Source organism: Halomonas sp. V046 (assembly GCF_052645355.1).
The window spans coordinates 152,376-169,217 of record NZ_JBQXYF010000003.1 but is presented as its reverse complement, the minus strand read 5'-3'; the positions used below and the strand labels follow the sequence as shown (position 1 = coordinate 169,217).

Annotated in this window: 18 protein-coding genes and 1 pseudogene; 6 read left to right on the top strand and 13 right to left on the bottom strand. The window is 63.2% G+C overall.

Annotated elements, in window-relative coordinates; all coding sequences use genetic code 11:
- Window positions 1-16 precede the first annotated feature (16 nt).
- Window positions 17-502 (bottom strand): DUF2938 domain-containing protein, encoded by a 486-nt coding sequence (locus ACUN9Y_RS05135; RefSeq protein WP_445459609.1) that lies wholly within the window; start codon window positions 500-502, stop codon window positions 17-19.
- Window positions 503-682: 180 nt separating this feature from the next.
- Here ACUN9Y_RS05135 and ACUN9Y_RS05130 point away from each other — a divergent pair, with 180 nt between their 5' ends.
- The 5 genes and pseudogenes from ACUN9Y_RS05130 (at window position 683) to ACUN9Y_RS05110 (ending at window position 4,512) form a co-directional block, all read left to right on the top strand.
- The gene (locus tag ACUN9Y_RS05130; protein ID WP_445459608.1) at window positions 683-1,135 is read left to right on the top strand and encodes a helix-turn-helix domain-containing protein; all 453 of its coding nucleotides are present in this window, start codon (window positions 683-685) and stop codon (window positions 1,133-1,135) included.
- A 342-nt stretch (window positions 1,136-1,477) separates the two neighbouring features.
- A complete protein-coding gene (locus ACUN9Y_RS05125) occupies window positions 1,478-2,032 on the top strand; it encodes a GNAT family N-acetyltransferase (protein ID WP_445459607.1) in 555 nt (184 codons plus the stop codon).
- A 43-nt stretch (window positions 2,033-2,075) separates the two neighbouring features.
- Entirely contained in the window at window positions 2,076-2,723 is a 648-nt protein-coding gene (locus ACUN9Y_RS05120) for a hypothetical protein (protein ID WP_445459606.1), read from the top strand.
- 190 nt (window positions 2,724-2,913) lie between these two features.
- Window positions 2,914-3,077, top strand: a pseudogene (locus ACUN9Y_RS05115) (type II toxin-antitoxin system Phd/YefM family antitoxin); the annotation flags it as partial.
- A gap of 142 nt (window positions 3,078-3,219) precedes the next feature.
- The gene (locus ACUN9Y_RS05110; RefSeq protein ID WP_445459605.1) at window positions 3,220-4,512 is read left to right on the top strand and encodes an MFS transporter; all 1,293 of its coding nucleotides are present in this window, start codon (window positions 3,220-3,222) and stop codon (window positions 4,510-4,512) included.
- A gap of 175 nt (window positions 4,513-4,687) precedes the next feature.
- On the opposite strand, the gene ppk1 is transcribed toward ACUN9Y_RS05110, so the two are convergent.
- Together ppk1 and hemB are read right to left on the bottom strand one after the other, a co-directional pair.
- Entirely contained in the window at window positions 4,688-6,970 is a 2,283-nt protein-coding gene (gene ppk1 / locus ACUN9Y_RS05105) for a polyphosphate kinase 1 (RefSeq protein ID WP_445459604.1), read from the bottom strand.
- Between the two features lie 64 nt (window positions 6,971-7,034).
- The gene (gene hemB / locus ACUN9Y_RS05100) at window positions 7,035-8,042 is read right to left on the bottom strand and encodes a porphobilinogen synthase (protein WP_445459603.1); all 1,008 of its coding nucleotides are present in this window, start codon (window positions 8,040-8,042) and stop codon (window positions 7,035-7,037) included.
- A 219-nt stretch (window positions 8,043-8,261) separates the two neighbouring features.
- Here hemB and elbB point away from each other — a divergent pair, with 219 nt between their 5' ends.
- Entirely contained in the window at window positions 8,262-8,927 is a 666-nt protein-coding gene (gene elbB / locus ACUN9Y_RS05095; RefSeq protein ID WP_445459602.1) for an isoprenoid biosynthesis glyoxalase ElbB, read from the top strand.
- 288 nt (window positions 8,928-9,215) lie between these two features.
- Here the strand turns inward: elbB and tatC are convergent, their stop codons facing one another.
- The 10 genes from tatC to hslV all read right to left on the bottom strand — a co-directional run bounded on the left by tatC (window position 9,216) and on the right by hslV (window position 16,754).
- On the bottom strand, window positions 9,216-9,998 hold the full coding sequence (tatC, locus tag ACUN9Y_RS05090) for a twin-arginine translocase subunit TatC (protein WP_445459601.1): 783 nt from the start codon (window positions 9,996-9,998) through the stop codon (window positions 9,216-9,218).
- The gene (tatB, locus tag ACUN9Y_RS05085; RefSeq protein ID WP_445459600.1) at window positions 9,995-10,501 is read right to left on the bottom strand and encodes a Sec-independent protein translocase protein TatB; all 507 of its coding nucleotides are present in this window, start codon (window positions 10,499-10,501) and stop codon (window positions 9,995-9,997) included. Before tatB ends, tatC begins: the two co-directional genes overlap by 4 nt.
- 6 nt (window positions 10,502-10,507) lie before the next feature.
- Window positions 10,508-10,783 carry a Sec-independent protein translocase subunit TatA gene (gene tatA / locus ACUN9Y_RS05080; protein WP_445459599.1) on the bottom strand — a complete coding sequence of 92 codons (276 nt, stop codon included), beginning with the start codon at window positions 10,781-10,783 and terminating at the stop codon, window positions 10,508-10,510.
- Window positions 10,784-10,844: 61 nt separating this feature from the next.
- Window positions 10,845-11,180, bottom strand: coding sequence for a phosphoribosyl-ATP diphosphatase (locus ACUN9Y_RS05075; RefSeq protein WP_445459598.1), 336 nt, complete (start codon window positions 11,178-11,180; stop codon window positions 10,845-10,847).
- A gap of 24 nt (window positions 11,181-11,204) precedes the next feature.
- Window positions 11,205-12,827, bottom strand: coding sequence for a ubiquinone biosynthesis regulatory protein kinase UbiB (gene ubiB / locus ACUN9Y_RS05070; protein WP_445459597.1), 1,623 nt, complete (start codon window positions 12,825-12,827; stop codon window positions 11,205-11,207).
- Window positions 12,824-13,465 carry a ubiquinone biosynthesis accessory factor UbiJ gene (locus ACUN9Y_RS05065; RefSeq protein ID WP_445459786.1) on the bottom strand — a complete coding sequence of 214 codons (642 nt, stop codon included), beginning with the start codon at window positions 13,463-13,465 and terminating at the stop codon, window positions 12,824-12,826. The genes ubiB and ACUN9Y_RS05065 overlap by 4 nt, the downstream gene beginning before the upstream one ends.
- A gap of 7 nt (window positions 13,466-13,472) precedes the next feature.
- Window positions 13,473-14,219: a bifunctional demethylmenaquinone methyltransferase/2-methoxy-6-polyprenyl-1,4-benzoquinol methylase UbiE gene (ubiE, locus tag ACUN9Y_RS05060; protein ID WP_445459596.1), complete on the bottom strand. Its 747-nt coding sequence runs from the start codon at window positions 14,217-14,219 to the stop codon at window positions 13,473-13,475.
- 104 nt (window positions 14,220-14,323) lie between these two features.
- A complete protein-coding gene (locus ACUN9Y_RS05055; protein WP_445459595.1) occupies window positions 14,324-14,707 on the bottom strand; it encodes a gamma-butyrobetaine hydroxylase-like domain-containing protein in 384 nt (127 codons plus the stop codon).
- 203 nt (window positions 14,708-14,910) lie between these two features.
- Window positions 14,911-16,233 carry an ATP-dependent protease ATPase subunit HslU gene (gene hslU / locus ACUN9Y_RS05050; RefSeq protein WP_445459594.1) on the bottom strand — a complete coding sequence of 441 codons (1,323 nt, stop codon included), beginning with the start codon at window positions 16,231-16,233 and terminating at the stop codon, window positions 14,911-14,913.
- A gap of 2 nt (window positions 16,234-16,235) precedes the next feature.
- Complete coding sequence (gene hslV, locus ACUN9Y_RS05045; protein ID WP_445459593.1) at window positions 16,236-16,754, bottom strand: ATP-dependent protease subunit HslV; 519 nt, start codon at window positions 16,752-16,754, stop codon at window positions 16,236-16,238.
- Between the last annotated feature and the right edge of the window lie 88 nt (window positions 16,755-16,842).

Below are 16,842 nucleotides of genomic sequence, written 5' to 3'. Positions count from 1 at the left end.
GTGCCAATTGTCACGATTAATGAAGCAGCTGTGCCGCCGATCCGGAGAGATATAAGCCCAAGCCGAAGACCGCGTGTGTCAGAAAGCTCTGAAATCGTGCAGCGGCGGGGTTCGGTGTCTTCGACGCGGCAATACCAGCCCCCATGCCCGGCTGCATGATCAGAAATGGCGCGGCGATGGTGGCTATGCCAACGGCAAGAGCGGGAAATAGCGTTGGATCTTGTATCCACGACTCGCCCTGAATACTGAGCAGTAAGACAGCGAATGCAATGCCCACCAGATAGTGAGCCGTCCATCCGATGAGCTGCTCTCCTCGCACAGGCGCCGCCGCCGCAATCGACTCATGACGGAACTTTCCTCGTGTCATATGGGCGATCCAACGGCCGACCATTGCATAGTTGGGGAGGGGCGCACCGAGCAACGGCTTGCGGATGACTCCCCATGCATCCATCAAGGCAGTGGCGCCGATGCCGATGACCAGGGCAAATGCCAGGTTGTTCATGACGATCTCCGTATGCTTGAGATGAGGCCGAACAGGTGAAAATCCCCGGGGCCTGTGGTCTTATCTGAAATCACTCGCTAATCTTTCTTAGCCCTTGGTCGGAAGCGCGCTGTTGGCTCGAAAGCTGGGTGACGGATGTGAGCGTACAACTTCAAGTCAACTTTAAGTCAAGGAGGGCGCGTGGATATTTCCGAAGTTGCCCGGCGCTCAGGCGTTTCGGCGTCGGCGCTACGCTTCTACGAGCAAAAGGGGCTAATCAGCTCGATCGGAAGACAAGGAATTCGACGGCAGTTTTCGGCCACTGTCGTAGAGCGCCTGGCCCTCATTGCCCTCGGGCGATCCGCCGGATTTTCGCTGGATGAAATAGCACTGATGCTGGGTCCCGATGGGCGCCCGCAGATCGATCGGCAACTACTGGTCGATAAGGCAGACGAACTGGATGGTTCGATACGTCGCTTGACGGCGATGCGTGATGGCCTTCGACACGCGGCCGTTTGCTCGGCACCGAGCCATATGGAATGCCCGACGTTCCGGCGTCTGTTGGGTCTGGCTGCCTCTGGCGCATTCGATGAAGAGAAGAAAAGGCCAGGCAAACACGGTCCCGAGAAGCCCTTTCCCCGGGCAGGGGGGTAAGCTTTTCTGCCGGGTGTCTGGCGCCGAGACACCTGCGAAGAAGGGCATGGGGCGAGTGGTGGTGACGGCTGTCTGAAAGCGTATGTTCGCTTTACGGCAAAGGCTCCCCAGCAGGCCTCCCCAGCAAGCCTCCACCCATGAGGTCCTTGCCGAAGAGGTCCTTGTCCAAGACATCCTTATCCACGATATTCCTGTTTCTGTGTTCGTGGGAGGTGCCGAGGTCAGTCGGGCTCACTTGCCCGGCGCTTGGCCGAGTCTTCCAAGGGGGAACTCACGTGAAGCGAGGCGATCGAGCCCTTATCCGGTGCATCAAAATTTTTGGAGCTACAGAAGGACCTTGTTTTGAATAATCCAGCAAATCCTATCATCGAGACGGATCGTTTGGTGCTTCGCCCGTTGGGTCGCGGCGATGCGGAATCGTTGCTGACGGTGTTTTCCGACCCGGAGGTGATGAAGTACTGGAATACGCCGCCATGGACGTCTATTCAAGATGCCACCGATTTTATCGAAAGTGCCCAGGCGGACCTGGACAGCGAAGCCGCGATAACCCTCGGTATCATCGCCAAGGACACGGAAGCGCTGATGGGAAAGTGCATGCTCTTTAGTCATGACAGGACGTCCAGGCGTGCCGAGATTGGCTTTGGCATAGGGCGGCGCTACTGGGGTAAGGGCTTCATCCAGGAAGCGGGGCTGGCGCTGATCGCCTATGGCTTTGAAACACTGAACCTTCGTCGCATCGAGGCGGAGATCGATCCACACAATACGGGGTCGGCGCGTGCCCTGACGCGGATGGGGTTCACCCAGGAGGGCCTGCTGCGTGAGCGCTGGGAAATCGGCGGCGTCGTGTCCGATTCGGCACTCTTTGGTTTGCTGGCCTCCGATCGTGGAGGGCGCTAGGAAAGCCCGAGCGGCCGGGACGAGCAGGCTCCCGATTCCGCTGATGATGCTGGCATCTCCGGGCAGCGCATTGTCGCCTGGCTACCTGATAGGTCGGCTTTCGCGCGGGACGGCGGCGCTGCTCTACCTGTGTTTTCTGTGTGTGGATATCGTTCTGGTTCACCACATTGCCAACCGCATGCCCGGTGGCAACCCGATGCTGTGGTCGTTCGATGGGGCGCTCTACGAATTCGGCTTTCTGCGCGATCTTCTCGGGGGGCTGGGCGCCGGGCCGTTCTGGCGATCCTTGTTTTTCTGGGTCAGCATTTTCTGGAAGTGCCTCGTCGACCTGATGCTGATCACCTTCCCGGCCATCTTCGCCATCAGGGTGTGTGAGGCGAGTCGGGAGCATCTAGAGCTCTGGGTATTGGGCTACCTGTACTTGCTGGCAGGGTGCGATGTTCTGCTGGTGCTCGCCATGCTGCCCTGGTTGGCATTTGAACAGGGGTGGCTTGCCATCGATGCGCAGCGCGCGGCAGTGGTGACGCACTTCCTGGAGATCTGGGTGGCGGGGCTGAACCTGCTGTTGTTCTTTCGGCTGTACCGCCAGGTATTCGGCCTGGACTTTCAGCAGGCCTATCTAGGCTGGTTCGTGCTGAATATCGCGCTGGGGGTAGGCCTTGGATCGGCTCTTCTTATCTGTGTATATTGATTTTTATGCAATTTTCTCGATGTCCTTTCGCGCTAGGGCACTGTCGTCAGTGGCGGGCGGCAGTGGCGGTTCGTGGACCCGAAGTGCATGGGACCAATGACCAGATGGAATAATGAGTGTCAGCCTGACGTGTCTTTTATGTTATACAAGTTATGCGTGTTTCTCATACGGTTCGGACAGAAGGCCAGTGATGAGAATTGTCAGCTTTCCGATGCGAAAAATAGGCTAAAAAATATTCTATATCAGGTGGTTAATGATGCTGACTATACGATTATCACGCGCCGGAACTCAGCGGATGCGGTTGTCATGTCGCTGGATTGTTTCAATGGCCTGATGGAAACCGTTCATCTGCTTCCCGCTCACAGGATGGCCTGTCGGGAAGGCTCGTTGCTCGCCGGTCGCCGCCCTCCAGGTGTCGGCGACACCTTCGTCGAGTTCATATTAACCTGCTAACGGTGCTAGCCTCGGGGTTCCTGTCTCGCTCTGGAACCCCGCCATGCCTGCGCCCGTCGATTCTTCTGATGCGCTTGCATCGTCCCTGCCTGCAGCGTCTTCGACGGATCCTGGCGACGCTGCCGTCGAGGCGGGTGGCCGCTCGTCCAGCGGCGTCGACGACCCCACGCCCGTCATCGTGCTGCTGGCGTTGGCGGCGTTCTGCGCCTCGGCCACCCAGCGTGTGCTCGATCCGATGCTGCCTCGCCTCGCCGAGGCCTACGCCACCTCGCTGACGGCGGCCTCGTGGACGATTACTGCCTTCGCCATCGTCTATGGCTGCCTGCAATTGGTGTTGGGTCCCAGCGGTGACCGTTTCGGCAAGCTTCGGGTCATTGCCCTGTTTTGCCTGGTAGCGGCGCTGGGGAGTGCACTGAGTGCGCTGTCGGGAAGCCTCGGTGGGCTGATCGCGGCGCGGATGCTGGCCGGCGTAGGCTGTGCGGCGGTCATTCCCCTGGCGATGGCCTGGATCGGCGATAATGTCCCCTACGAGAAGCGCCAGCCGGTGCTGGCGCGCTTCTTGATCGGTCAGGTATTCGGCCTGGCCTGTGGCCAGATGTTCGGCGGTATCGCCGCCGAGCAGCTCTACTGGCAGTGGCCGTTCCTGGTCTACACGGGGTTGTTCGCGGCGGCCAGCGCCTTGCTGTGGTATCGGGCCGGACGTCATGAGCACCGCCAGGTGTGCGCGCGGGAGTCGTTGGCCACGAGCTTGGGTCATGTGCTGTCGGCCCCCTGGGCTCGGGTGGTGCTGGTGACGGTCTTCTTCGAGGGCGCGACGGTGTTCTGCGGCTTCGCGTTCGTGGCCAGTCACCTTCACCTGGTTGGCGGGATCGCGCTGACCGAGGCGGGATTGATCATGATGGCGTTCGCCGGGGGCGGGCTGAGCTTTGCGCTGCTGGCGCGTGCCCTGGTGCCGCGGCTCGGGGAGGAGGGGCTGTGCCGGACGGGAGGCGTACTGATCGCACTCGCTATCGCGGCGATCTGTGTGTGGCCAACGGTCGGTGTGGCGATCATTGGCTGCTATCTCTTTGGCCTGGGGTTTTACATGCTGCACAACACCCTGCAGACCCACGCCACCCAGATGGCACCGGCACGCCGGGGAACGGCGGTGGCGCTATTTGCCACCGCCTTCTTCACCGGTCAATCCGTGGGAACCGCGGTCGGTGGCGTCGTGATCGGGTTGACCGGCACCTCGGCGGCCCTGAGCCTGGCGGCGATAGGGGTGTTGCCCGTGGCGCTGATCTTCGCCCGGCGCCTGGCATCGCGCGCTCGAGCCCTGCTGAACCCCGTGTCCTAGCGCAGGATATCCCTCTGCTCGGATCTCCCTCGGCTCACGGGCTTGGCGCTGGGTTATAGCGGACGAAAACGGTGCAAATTGCGGTGGAAACGAGGGGTGGAAAAGGCCGGGGGTGGCCTTTTCGGCATTGCAGCGCTATTTTTCCAACGTCCGGATTCCCGCGAAGGGCGGCGACCTACGCTTTCGCCGCATAGGCGTAAAGCAGCGTCTCCTGGGCGCTGATCGGTGCGCAGTCTTCGGGGACCTGTTTCACGTAAGTGCCGTCCCCTTGCAGCAGCCAGCTCTGGCAGTTGTCCACCAGATAGGTTTCCAGATCCTTGCGCACCCGTGCAGAGAGCTTCTTGTCGAGCAGCGGGAAGCTGGTTTCGACCCGATGGAACATGTTGCGTGACATGAAGTCGGCGCTCGAGCCGTAGGTCTCGGGCTTGCCATCGTTGTGGAAGTGGTAGACCCGGGTGTGTTCGAGAAAGCGTCCAATCACCGAGCGTACGCGGATATTCTCGGAAATGCCGGGAATGCCCGGGCGTAGGCAGCACATGCCACGAATGATCAGATCACACTCGACGCCGGCTTGGGAGGCGCGATACAGCGCCTGGATCAATTTCGGCTCGGTCAGCGAATTGCATTTGACGATGATATGGGCGCGTTTGCCCTTGCGTGCAAATTCGGCCTCCCTTTCGATCATTTCCACCACGCGTTCGTGGAGGGTGAAGGGCGCATGCAGGAGCTTCTCAATCTGGCGCGCGCGGCCCATGCCGGATAGCTGTTGAAACACCTTGTGCACATCGGCACACAGCGTTGGATCCGCCGTCAGCAAGCTGTAGTCGGTGTAGAGCTTGGCGGTCTTGGAGTGATAGTTGCCGGTGCCGAGGTGGGCATAGTGGCGCAAGGAGCCTTTCTCGCGACGCACAATGTGCATCATCTTGGCGTGGGTCTTGTAGGCCATGACCCCGTAGATGACGATGGCGCCGGCCTCCTGCAACCGCGAGGCGAGGGCCAGGTTGTCGGCCTCGTCGAAGCGCGCGCGTAGTTCGATGACGACGGTGACTTCCTTGCCGTTGCTGGCGGCATCGACCAGGGCGTTGACGATGGGGGAGTCGGCACCGGTGCGATACAGGGTCTGCTTGATGGCCAGGACGTCGCCATCGCGTGCCGCTTCGCGCAGGAGATCCTCGACGGGGGTGAAGGACTGGAAGGGGTGATGCAGCAAGATATCGCCTTCCTGCATGGCCTGCATCAGGCTCTCGTTCTTGCGCACCTGCTTGGGCATGCCGGGGGTGAACGGGCGGTACATCAGGTCGGGGCGATCGGCCTCGCCGAGTACCGACATCATACGCGTCAGGTTGACCGGACCGTTGACCCGGAAGAGATCGTTGGGCTCGAGCTGGAACTGCTTAAGCAGGAAATCCGAGAGCTCCTCAGGGCAGTTGTTGGCCACCTCCAGGCGCACGCCGCTGCCGTAGCGCCTGGCCAGCAGTTCGCCGCGCAAGGCCGACGCCAGGTCCGAGACTTCTTCGGGGTCCATCGTCATGTCGGCGTTGCGGGTCAGGCGGAACTGGTAGCAGCCCTTGACCTTCATGCCGGGAAAGACTTCCTCGGCGTGGGCATGGATCATCGAGGACAGAAACAGGTACTCGGCAAAGCCGTTCTCGCACAGCTCGGCCGGCAGGGCGATGACCCGGGGCAGCGAGCGGGGCGCCGGCAAGATGGCCAGGCCTCCTTCGCGGCCGAAGGCGTCCTTGCCTTCGAGCTCGACGATGAAATTGAGACTCTTGTTGACCAGCCGCGGAAAGGGGTGCGAGGGATCGAGCCCGATCGGGCTCACGACCGGAATGATCTCGGTGGAGAAGTACTCGTAGACCCACTTGCGCTGGGCCTTGGTCCAGTCGCCGCGGCGGCGGAAGCGAATGTTCTGCGCTTCTAGCGCCGGAATCAGCTGTTCGTTGAGTATGCGGTACTGGCGTTCGACGTGCTCATGGGCAATCTTGGCGATCTCATCGAGGATCGAGCGTGGGCCGCGGCCGTCGGCGCCGCTGGTCTCGTCACCGAGGGCGATCTGGTTTTTCAGGCCGGCGACGCGAATCTCGAAGAACTCGTCCATATTCGACGAGAAGATCAGCAGGAACATCAGCCGGTTGAGCAGCGGGTGCGCTTCATCAAGCGCCTGCTCCAGGACCCGGATATTGAACTGCAGATGCGACAACTCACGGTTGAAGTACAGGCTCGAGTCGCTCAGGTCCGCCTCGGGGTCGGGCATCGCCTTGGGCTTGATGCCGGTGCGGGTCTGGTTGAGCCGGGGCACCGGGGCATCGGCCTGGGTGTCGCCGCCGAAAGAAACGTCTGACTTGCCCGGGCCAGTCGCGGCCTGGGCACTGCTGACTTGGGCACTACTCCGGTGGGCACTACTGGCCTGGGAGGCGCCGTCTGGCTTGGGGGCGTCGGTGCGCGAGTCTTCCATAGCGTTTCCTTGATCGGGTCGCGAAGATGGTCGTTCAGCGCAAGGGCACCGGTCCCCCCGCTGGCTACCGCGCCAGAAGTCGTGCAGCGCGTTTGGCAAAGTAGGTCAGCACGCCATCGGCCCCGGCGCGCTTGAAGCACATCAGCGACTCGAGAATCACCGTGTCGGCGTCCAGCCAACCGTTGTCGAAGGCGGCCATGTGCATCGCATACTCCCCGCTGACCTGATAGGCGTAGGTGGGCACGCGCAGTTCGTCTTTTACCCGCCTGACCACGTCCAGATACGGCATGCCGGGCTTGACCATGACCATGTCCGCGCCCTCGGCGATATCCATGGCCACTTCGTGAAGGGCCTCGTCGCCGTTGGCCGGGTCCATCTGGTAGGTCGACTTGTCGGCCTTGCCGAGGTTGCCGGCCGAGCCCACGGCATCGCGGAAGGGACCGTAGTAGTGCGAGGCGTACTTGGCGCTGTAAGCCATGATTCGGGTATTGGTCAGGCCTTCCTGCTCGAGTAGTTCGCGAATCGCGCCGATGCGACCGTCCATCATGTCCGACGGCGCGACCACGTCGGCGCCGGCTTCGGCGTGGGACAGAGCCTGCTTGATCAGGGTCTCGACGGTGCGGTCGTTGGTGACGTAGCCGCTATCGTCGAGGATGCCGTCCTGGCCGTGGCTGGTGTAAGGGTCGAGCGCCACGTCGGTAATCACCCCAAGCTCCGGCAGAGCCTCCTTGAGCGCCCGCACGCAGCGCTGGACCAGGCCCGAGGCGCTGTAGGATTCCTCGGCCAGGTCCGACTTCTTGTCGGCCCCGACCACCGGGAACAGGGCCAGGGCCGGAATGCCCAGCTCGAAGGCCTCGCGGGCTTCCTCGATCAGCAGATCGATGGATAGCCGCTCGACGCCCGGCATGGAGGCCACGGCTTCGCGCTGCCCCTCGCCGTCGAGTACGAACACCGGCCAGATAAGGTCGGCGGCGGTGAGGGTGTTCTCGCGCATCAGGCGACGAGAAAAGGCATCGCGGCGCATGCGGCGCATACGGGTCGCTGGGAACTGGCGGGGGGTAATGGCGCTCAAGTTGGCACTCCGCAACGAGAAAAGGATGTCCGCCACCGTCAAGTGTGGTGGCGCTTCATGACAAAAGCATGACATTCTTCCAGTATATTCTGCGTTTCCCCATCGCCGAAAGTCGCGTCTTGTCGCACCCGGAGTGACCCTCTAGAGTGTCTCTTCTAGAGTTCAGTCGATATTCGGGCTCGCCGCGACGGCCGCGGGCTTGCCTTCAAGGAGAGAGTCATGAGTAAACAGGTTGCGATCGTCCTGTCTGGATGCGGCGTCGAGGATGGCTCCGAGATCTACGAGACGACCCTCACACTGTTGCGCCTGGACCAGTTGGGCATCGGCTATCGCTGCTTCGCCCCGGATATCGCACATCATGACGTCATCGATCATCATGCCGGTGAGCCCAGCGAAGAGACGCGTAACGTGCTGGTCGAATCCGCACGGCTGGCCCGTGGCGAGATCACTCCCCTGGACGAGTTGTCGGCGTCAGACTTCGATGCCGTGATCCTGCCCGGCGGGTTCGGTGTGGCGAAAAACTTGTCGAACTTTGCTGAAGCCGGCTCAGACATGGTCATTCATGACGTCCTGCAGGAGGTCTTGATCGAGTTTCACCATGCCCGCAAGCCGATCGGCATGATGTGCATCGCCCCGGTGCTGGTGCCGCGTCTGTTCGGCCCCGGCATCGCGGTGACCATCGGTAATGATCCGAGCGTGTGTGGTGCCATCAGCGCCATGGGCGGTCTGCACCGTAGCTGCCCGGTGGACGACATCGTGGTGGACTTCGAACACCGTATCGTCACGACGCCTGCGTATATGCTGGCGACTCGTATCGGTGACGCCGCCAGCGGTATCTTCAAGCTGGTTGAGCGCATCGACGAGATGATGGATGTGAAGATGTAGTGACGCTTCGCGGCGAAGGCGTCACCCGCGTGACGCGGGAACTGCCCCAGTGATCCGCTTGCCATGCGCCTCCGATGCCGTCGGGGGCGTTTCGCTTTCCGGGGGGCGATGCGTCACGCCAAGAGCACCACAAGCCCCTGATGTGTCAGGGGGTTGTGGTGCAGGGCGCGGAAGCAGAGCCGGCCTTGCCTGGCGGCATTTCGGGAGGCGCGGAGACGCCCGTTCGCGGTTCGCCGCTACCGGTTTTCCGCTATCGGTTTTCCGCTTTCCGCTTTCCGCTTTCCGCTATCAGCTCTCCGCTTCGCTGTCGGCGTCTTCTTTCTCGGCCCGGCGTTGCTTCACCAGGCGTCCGAACAACAGGCCGACTTCGTAGAGCAGGTACATCGGGATCGCCAGCAGGCTCTGGGAGACCACGTCCGGCGGCGTCATCAGCATGCCGACCACGAAGCAGCCGAGGATCACGTAGGGCCGCTTGGCCGACAGGCTCTGCACCGATGCCGCACCCGAGAGCACCAGCAGGAAGGTCGCGATGGGGATCTCGAAGGCGATGCCAAAAGCGAAGAACAGCTTGAGGACGAAGTTCAGGTACTGATTGATATCGGTCATCACCTGCACGTTCTCGGGCCCGGTCTGGGTGAAAAACGCGAACAGCAGCGGGAAGACGATGTAGTAGGCGAAGGCTGCGCCCAGGTAGAACAGCAGGACGCTCGAGGCCAGCAGCGGCAGCGCCAGTGATTTCTCGTTCTCGTACAGGCCCGGGGCGACGAAGGCCCAGGCCTGGTGCAGCACGAACGGCACGGCGATGAATACCGCCACCACCAGGGTCAGCTTGAACGGTGCCAAAAACGGCGAGGCGACCTCGGTGGCGATCATCTGCGAGCCTTCCGGCAGCAGCGCCATCAGCGGTTCGGCCACGAACTGGTAGATGTCGTTGGAGAATGCGTACAGGGCCAGGAAGATGGCCAGGATAGCGATCACCGAACGCATCAACCGAGAGCGCAGTTCCACCAGGTGCTCGATGAGCGGGGCATGGCCCTGCTCGGGGGGAGGAGTGTCGCCGGTCTGACTCATCGCGTGGCGGAGTCCTTGTGGTCGTGGGGCGCATCGGAGGCGGCGTCCGGCGTGGCGTCTGACGTGGACGCCGCGGTCTCTGGCGTGACTGCCTCGCGGGCGGTCTCGCGAGCCTTGGCCAGGGCATCGTCCAGGCGCTGTTCGGAGGCCGTGGTCGCGCCTGTTGGCGTGGGGGCCGGCGTGGTCGATTCGCTCGACGCGGCCGGCGTTGACGAGGCGCTCTTGGCGGGAGGCGTGCCGGGATCGTCGGCGATGGATTCGACGTCACGCTTGGCCTTGCCGAGGCTATCGTCGATCTTCTGCTGCTGCTCCTTGAGCTTCTGGCGCAGCTCCTCCGCCTCCAGCTGGGCGCTGATTTCGCGCTGCATGCCGGACACCGAACGCTTGATGCGACCTACCCACAGGCCAGCGGTACGCGCCGCCTTGGGCAGCCGCTCGGGGCCCAGCACCAGCAGGGCAACCACGCCGATGATCAGCAGTTCCAGAAAGCCGATGTCGAACATGCGGGCTTACTTGCGCTCGTCGGAGGATTCGGGCTTGCGCTCAGCCTCGACGTCGTAGGTATTGGACGTCGCGTTGGACTCTTCCGTATGGCTGACCTTCGCCTGGGACTCGGACTTGGAGTCCTGGTCGGCCTTTTCCTCGTCCTCGGTGACGGCCTTCTTGAAGCCTTTGACCGCGCCGCCGAGATCGCTGCCGACGTTTCTGAGCTTCTTGGTGCCGAAGATCAGGATGATGATGCCGAGTACGATCAGCAACTGCCAGATACTGATACCACCTAACATAAGAGCTTCCTCAGAATACGGCGCATGCGCCGGGGTCATGGGTCCTTGCCGCAGGGCGCGGTTACTGGCCGCGCGCGGCCTTCTCGTCGTGGCCGGAAACGCCGAAGCGTCGTGCCAGCTCGTCGAGCACCGGACGGTGGTCCAGGCCCAGGTGCGACAGCATCACCAGGCTATGAAACCACAGGTCCGCCGTTTCGGCGATCAACGCCTCGCGGCTGGCGGTATCCTCGGGATCCAGGTCCTTGGCCGCGAGCACGGTTTCGGTGGCTTCCTCACCGACTTTCTCGAGTATCTTGTTCAGCCCCTTATGATGCAAGGAGGCGACGTAGGATGTTTCGGGATCGGCGTCTCGGCGGCTCTTCAAGACGCCATCGAGTTGCTCAAGAATATCACTCATCGGTGTCATTTCCGTTGCAGTGGGTCAGTTCCAGATCATCAGCAGCGTGCCGATAGCGGCGGCCGCCAGCACTGGCCAAGGCTGGTCGCCAAGCCAGGTGCTCAGTGGCTGCCAGGCCAAGGCCACGGCGACGAGTGCCAGGCCCAGGCGAGTGCGCCGCACCCGCTTGGCTTGATGCGAGAGCCGGCCGAGGATATGGGTCAGCACCTCGGCCTGCTGACCGAGCTGGCGCGAACGCTTTTCGGTCTGGGACAGCGCCTGGTGCGCCAGTACCGGCAGCTCGGGCAATTGACGTGTGAGCTCCGGGGCCTGGCGCTTGAGCGACTCCCACAGGCCATGGGCCCCGGCGCGCTCCTTCATCCACTGCTCGAGATAGGGCTTGGCGGTGGCCCACAGGTCAAGATCCGGATACAGCTGACGGCCCAGGCCTTCGATATTGAGCAGGGTCTTCTGCAGCAGCACCAGTTGCGGCTGGACCTCCATGTTGAAGCGCCGCGCGGTCTGGAACAGCCCGAGCAGTACCTGGCCGAAGGAGATGTCCTTCAGCGGCTTCTCGAGGATCGGCTCGCACACGGTGCGCACGGCAGCGGCGAATTCGTTGGCTCGGGTATCCTCGCCGACCCAGCCGGACTCGATGTGCAAGGCCGCCACTTCATAATAGTCCTGGTGGAAGAACGCTAGCAGATTGCGCGCCAGGTAGTCCTGGTCTTCCCGGGTCAGGCTGCCGACGATGCCGCAGTCGATGGCGATGTACTGCGGATCGGCAGGGGTCTCCCGGGCGACGAAGATGTTGCCCGGGTGCATGTCGGCGTGGAAGAAGTTGTCGCGGAACACCTGGGTGAAGAAGATCTCGACGCCGCGTTCGGCGAGGCGCTTGAGATCGGTGTCCTGGGCCTTCAGGGCGTCGATGTCGGCCACCGGGACGCCGTGGATGCGCTCCTGGACCATGACCTTCTGGCGCGTCAATGCCCAGTGGATCGCCGGCACGTAGAGCAGCGGCGACTTGGCGAAGTTGCGTTTGAGCTGCGAGGTGTTGGCGGCTTCCTTGGTCAGGTCCAGCTCGTCGAACAGGGTCACCTCGTAGTCACGCACGACTTCGACCGGATGCAGACGCTTGGCCTCGGGTACGCGCTGTAGCACTTTGGCCAGCAGATACAGTAGGGCCATGTCCTGGCGCATCACCCGCTCGATGCCGGGGCGAATGACCTTGACCACCACGTCTTCGCCGGTGGGCAGTCGGGCGGTATGTACCTGGGCGATGGACGCCGACGCCAGCGGCTCACGGGAGAACTCCGCGAAGGCCTCGGTCAGCGGCATGCCAAGTGATGCCTCGATCAGCGCCTCGGCTTCTTCGCCGGGGAACGGCGGCACCTGGTCCTGCAGGCGCTTCAGTTCGTCGGCGATGTCATCGGGAAATAGATCGCGCCGGGTCGATAGCATCTGGCCAAACTTGACGAATATCGGGCCGAGTGCCTCCAGCGCCAGGCGTAGCCGCTCGCCCCGGGAACGTTCGCCCACTGAGATAATGCGCAGCGGTGACCACCGAAAAATCAGGCGTAGCCACAGCGGCAGGCGTTCCAGCGGCAGCAGGGTGTCGAGGCGGTAGCGGGTGATCACCCACAGGATACGCAGCGGACGGAAGATCATGGCGACGCTTGCTCCGCGGTCAGCAGGCGCGTGAGCCTGGCCAGGCGTGCCTCGAGGCGGTCGGTGGCGACGTCCAGCTCGGTGAGCGATTCGCGCAGGGCCTCGAGCTGGTGGCGCCCCGGTAGCCAGCGGGCTTCCTCGAACACGTACTCGGAGACATCCGCGCACAGTTCTTGATGGGTGCGCAGTCCCCAGCGCGAGAGCCCGCGCAGGCCTTCGGCCAGCTGGTGTGCCGGGAGATCGCCGAGCCAGCGGGCCAGCTCCGCCTCCCAGTTAAGATCGAGGTCCAGCAACAGGTCACGGGTCGCCTCCAGCAGGTGCACCTTGCCGCGCACCGCCAGGCGGCCCTCGAACATCAGTCGCTCCATCTCGGCGCCCGAGGCGAGGGCCCCGAGCGTCTCGGCGGACAGCTCGACGATGGCGTCGAAGGCGTCTTCCTCGACATCGTCGATCAGCAGCAGGTCGATGCCCTGGGGATGATAGTGCAGCGCCAGGGCCACCTCTGGTGTCTCCAGGCGCAGCAGCACCCGGGAACCGGCCAACGTTCGCAGCCGGCTCGGGGCGGCGGGGTCGCGCGACAACAGGGCATTCAGGGTCGTCTCGAAGCCGGCCAGCAGCAGGGTCGGGGTCAACGCCATCATGTCCTCACAGCTTGATGCCGCGGTGTAGTGCAACGATGCCGCCGGTCAGGTTGGTGTACTCGACGCGCTCGAGACCGGCGCTTTCCATCATTGCCTTCAGGGTGTCCTGATCGGGGTGCATGCGGATGGATTCGGCCAGGTAACGGTAGCTATCGGCGTCACCGGCGACCAGCTCGCCGACCCTCGGCAGCACGCGAAACGAATACTCGTCGTAGGCCTTGGTCAGCAGAGCGTTGTCGGGCTTGGAGAACTCCAGCACCAGCAGGCGTCCACCCGGCTTCAAGATGCGCGCCATGGAGGCCAGCGCCGAATCCTTGTCGGTGACGTTGCGCAGGCCGAAGGCGATGGTGATGCAGTCGAAGGTATTGTCGAGAAACGGCAGGCACTCGGCGTTGGCCTGCACGTACTCGACGTTGCCGCCGGCGCCGTGGTCGAGCAGCTTGTCGCGCCCCACCCCGAGCATGGAGGCGTTGATATCGGCCAGCACCACCTTGCCGGAGGGGCCCACCAGGCGCGAGAACTTCAACGCCAGATCGCCGGTGCCGCCGGCAATATCGAGCACGCTGTGACCTGGACGGACGCCGGCACGCTCGATGGTCAGACGTTTCCACAGGCGGTGGATACCGAACGACATCAAGTCGTTCATTACGTCGTAGCGGGTGGCGACCGAATGGAAGACGTCGGCAACGCGAGAGGCCTTCTCCTCGACCGGCACGTCCTGATAACCGAAGTGGGTGGTGCGCTTGTCCATGGGACTCCCGTGGGTGAGCTGTCACTGGCGGGCCGGCTGGCCGCGATGGGGCACATTGTAGCCTTGTCGCTGTGGCCTTGTCTTTGACGTGTCAGGGGATGTTGTCAGAGCTGACGGATCTCGATGCCAAGGGACTCCCGGGAGGCGCCGGCGGCATCGAGTCGCTCGAGATAGTCGGCCCAGTTGGCCTTGCGATCGCGGATCAGCGCATACAGGTACTCCCAGCTGTAGAGGCCGCTGTCGTGGCCATCGTCGAAGTGCAGCTTGAGCGCATAGCGCCCGGCGGGAGTGATATTGCTAAGGCCAACGTCCTTCTTGCCGACCTGGAGCGTGGCGCTGTCGCCGCCGTGGCCACGAACCTCGGCGGAGGGCGAGAAGACACGCAGGTATTCGACGGAAAGGCGATAGGTCGAACCGTCGGCGTAGCCGATTTCGAGCTCGCGAGCCGTCTTGTGGTAGTGGACCTTGGAGGGCGTCGGTGCGGACATGGGCGCGGGTCTCAAGCTGGATGCTTGACGCGGGCAGACCGTCCGCGTCAAGCATGATGAGGATCGAAGGCATGCGCCTTGCGCGAATGCCGGTCGCCATTGTTTCAGCTTCGCGCGGTGCAACGCCAGTGGCGCAAGAAAGGGCTCGGCGGCGGCACCCGAAGGCGATCGTTGCGCCGCCCCCTGTGGCGTGGCCTCCGGCGTTAGAGAATATACCGCGACAGGTCTTCGTCCATCGCCAGTTCGCCGAGTTGAGAGTCGACGTAGGCGCGGTCGATGCTCAGCGGGCTGCCGACGTCGGAGCCCTTGAACGAGGCTTCTTCCAGCAGTCGCTCCATCACCGTGTGCAGGCGGCGGGCGCCGATGTTTTCGGTGCCTTCGTTGACGCTGTAGGCGATCTCGGCGATGCGCTCGATGCCGTCATCGGTGAACTCGACTTCGAGGCCGTCGGTGGCGAGCAGCGCCTGGTACTGGCGTGTCAGGGCGGCGGACGGCTCGGTCAGGATGCGCTTGAAGTCGTTCGGGGTCAGGGCGGACAGCTCGACCCGGATCGGCAGGCGCCCCTGGAGCTCGGGGATCAGGTCCGACGGACGCGACAGGTGGAAGGCGCCGGAGGCGATGAACAGGATGTGGTCGGTCTTCACCATGCCGTACTTGGTCGACACCGTGGAGCCCTCGATCAGCGGCAGCAGGTCACGCTGAACGCCTTCGCGGGAGACCTCGCCACCGCTGGACTGGCCACTGCCCTTGGCGACCTTGTCGATCTCGTCGAGGAACACGATACCGTTCTGCTCCACGGCCTCGACGGCGCGTGACTTGATGTCATCCTCGTTGACCAGCTTGCCGGCTTCTTCGTCGCGCAGCAGGCCGAAGGCATCCTTGACGGTGACCCGGCGGTTCTCTGTCTTGCCCTTGCCCATGCCGGAGAACATGTTCTGCAGCTGGCTGGTCATTTCTTCCATGCCGGGCGGGGTCTGGATATCGAAGCTCGCGGCCTGGGGCGAGACCTGAATATCGATCTCCTTGTCGTCGAGCTGCCCCTCGCGCAGTTTCTTGCGAAACATCTGACGCGTGGAGGAGTCTTGACGCGGTTCGTTTTCCTGGCCGCGGGGCGGCGGCAGCAGGGCGTCGAGGATGCGGTCTTCGGCGGCATCCTCGGCGCGATGACCGACTTCCTTCTTGGCTTCTTCGCGCACCAGCTTGATGGCGGATTCGGTCAGGTCGCGAATGATCGATTCGACGTCGCGGCCGACATAGCCGACCTCGGTGAACTTGGTCGCCTCGACCTTGATGAACGGCGCCTTGGCGAGCTTGGCCAGGCGGCGAGCGATCTCGGTCTTGCCGACACCGGTGGGGCCGATCATCAGGATGTTCTTCGGCGTGACCTCATGGCGCAGCTCGCCGTCAAGCTGCATGCGGCGCCAGCGGTTGCGCAGGGCGATGGCCACGGCGCGCTTGGCGTCCTGCTGGCCGATGATGTACTGGTCCAGCGCGTGGACGATCTCGCGGGGCGTCATCTGGGTCATGATCAAAGCTCTTCCAGCGTCACGTTGTGGTTGGTGAACACGCAGATGTCACCGGCGATTTCCAGCGACTTCTCGGTGATCTCACGGGCCGAGAGGTCGGTGTTCTCGAGCAGGGCGCGGGCAGACGCCAGGGCGAAGTTGCCGCCGGAGCCGATGGCGATGATGCCGCGCTCGGGCTCCACCACGTCACCATTGCCGGTGATGATCAGCGAGGCCTTGTGGTCGGCCACGGCGAGTAGCGCCTCGAGTCGGCGCAGGGCACGGTCGGTACGCCAGTCCTTGGCCAGCTCCACGGCGGCCTTGACCAGGTTGCCCTGGTACTTCTCGAGCTGGGCCTCGAAGCGCTCGAACAGGGTGAAGGCGTCGGCGGTTCCCCCGGCAAAGCCGGCCAGCACCTTGCCGTGATACAGCCGGCGGACCTTGCTGGCATTGCCCTTCATCACGGTGTTGCCAAGCGATACCTGGCCGTCGCCGGCGAGGGCGACCTGGTCGCCGCGGCGCACGGATACGATCGTGGTCATGGAGATGTCTCCTTGGGGAGGCCCGGGCCTCCGGTGACTGTCGAGGGGATGAACGCCCTCGTGAGTAGGCGGTGACCCAAGAAGTGTG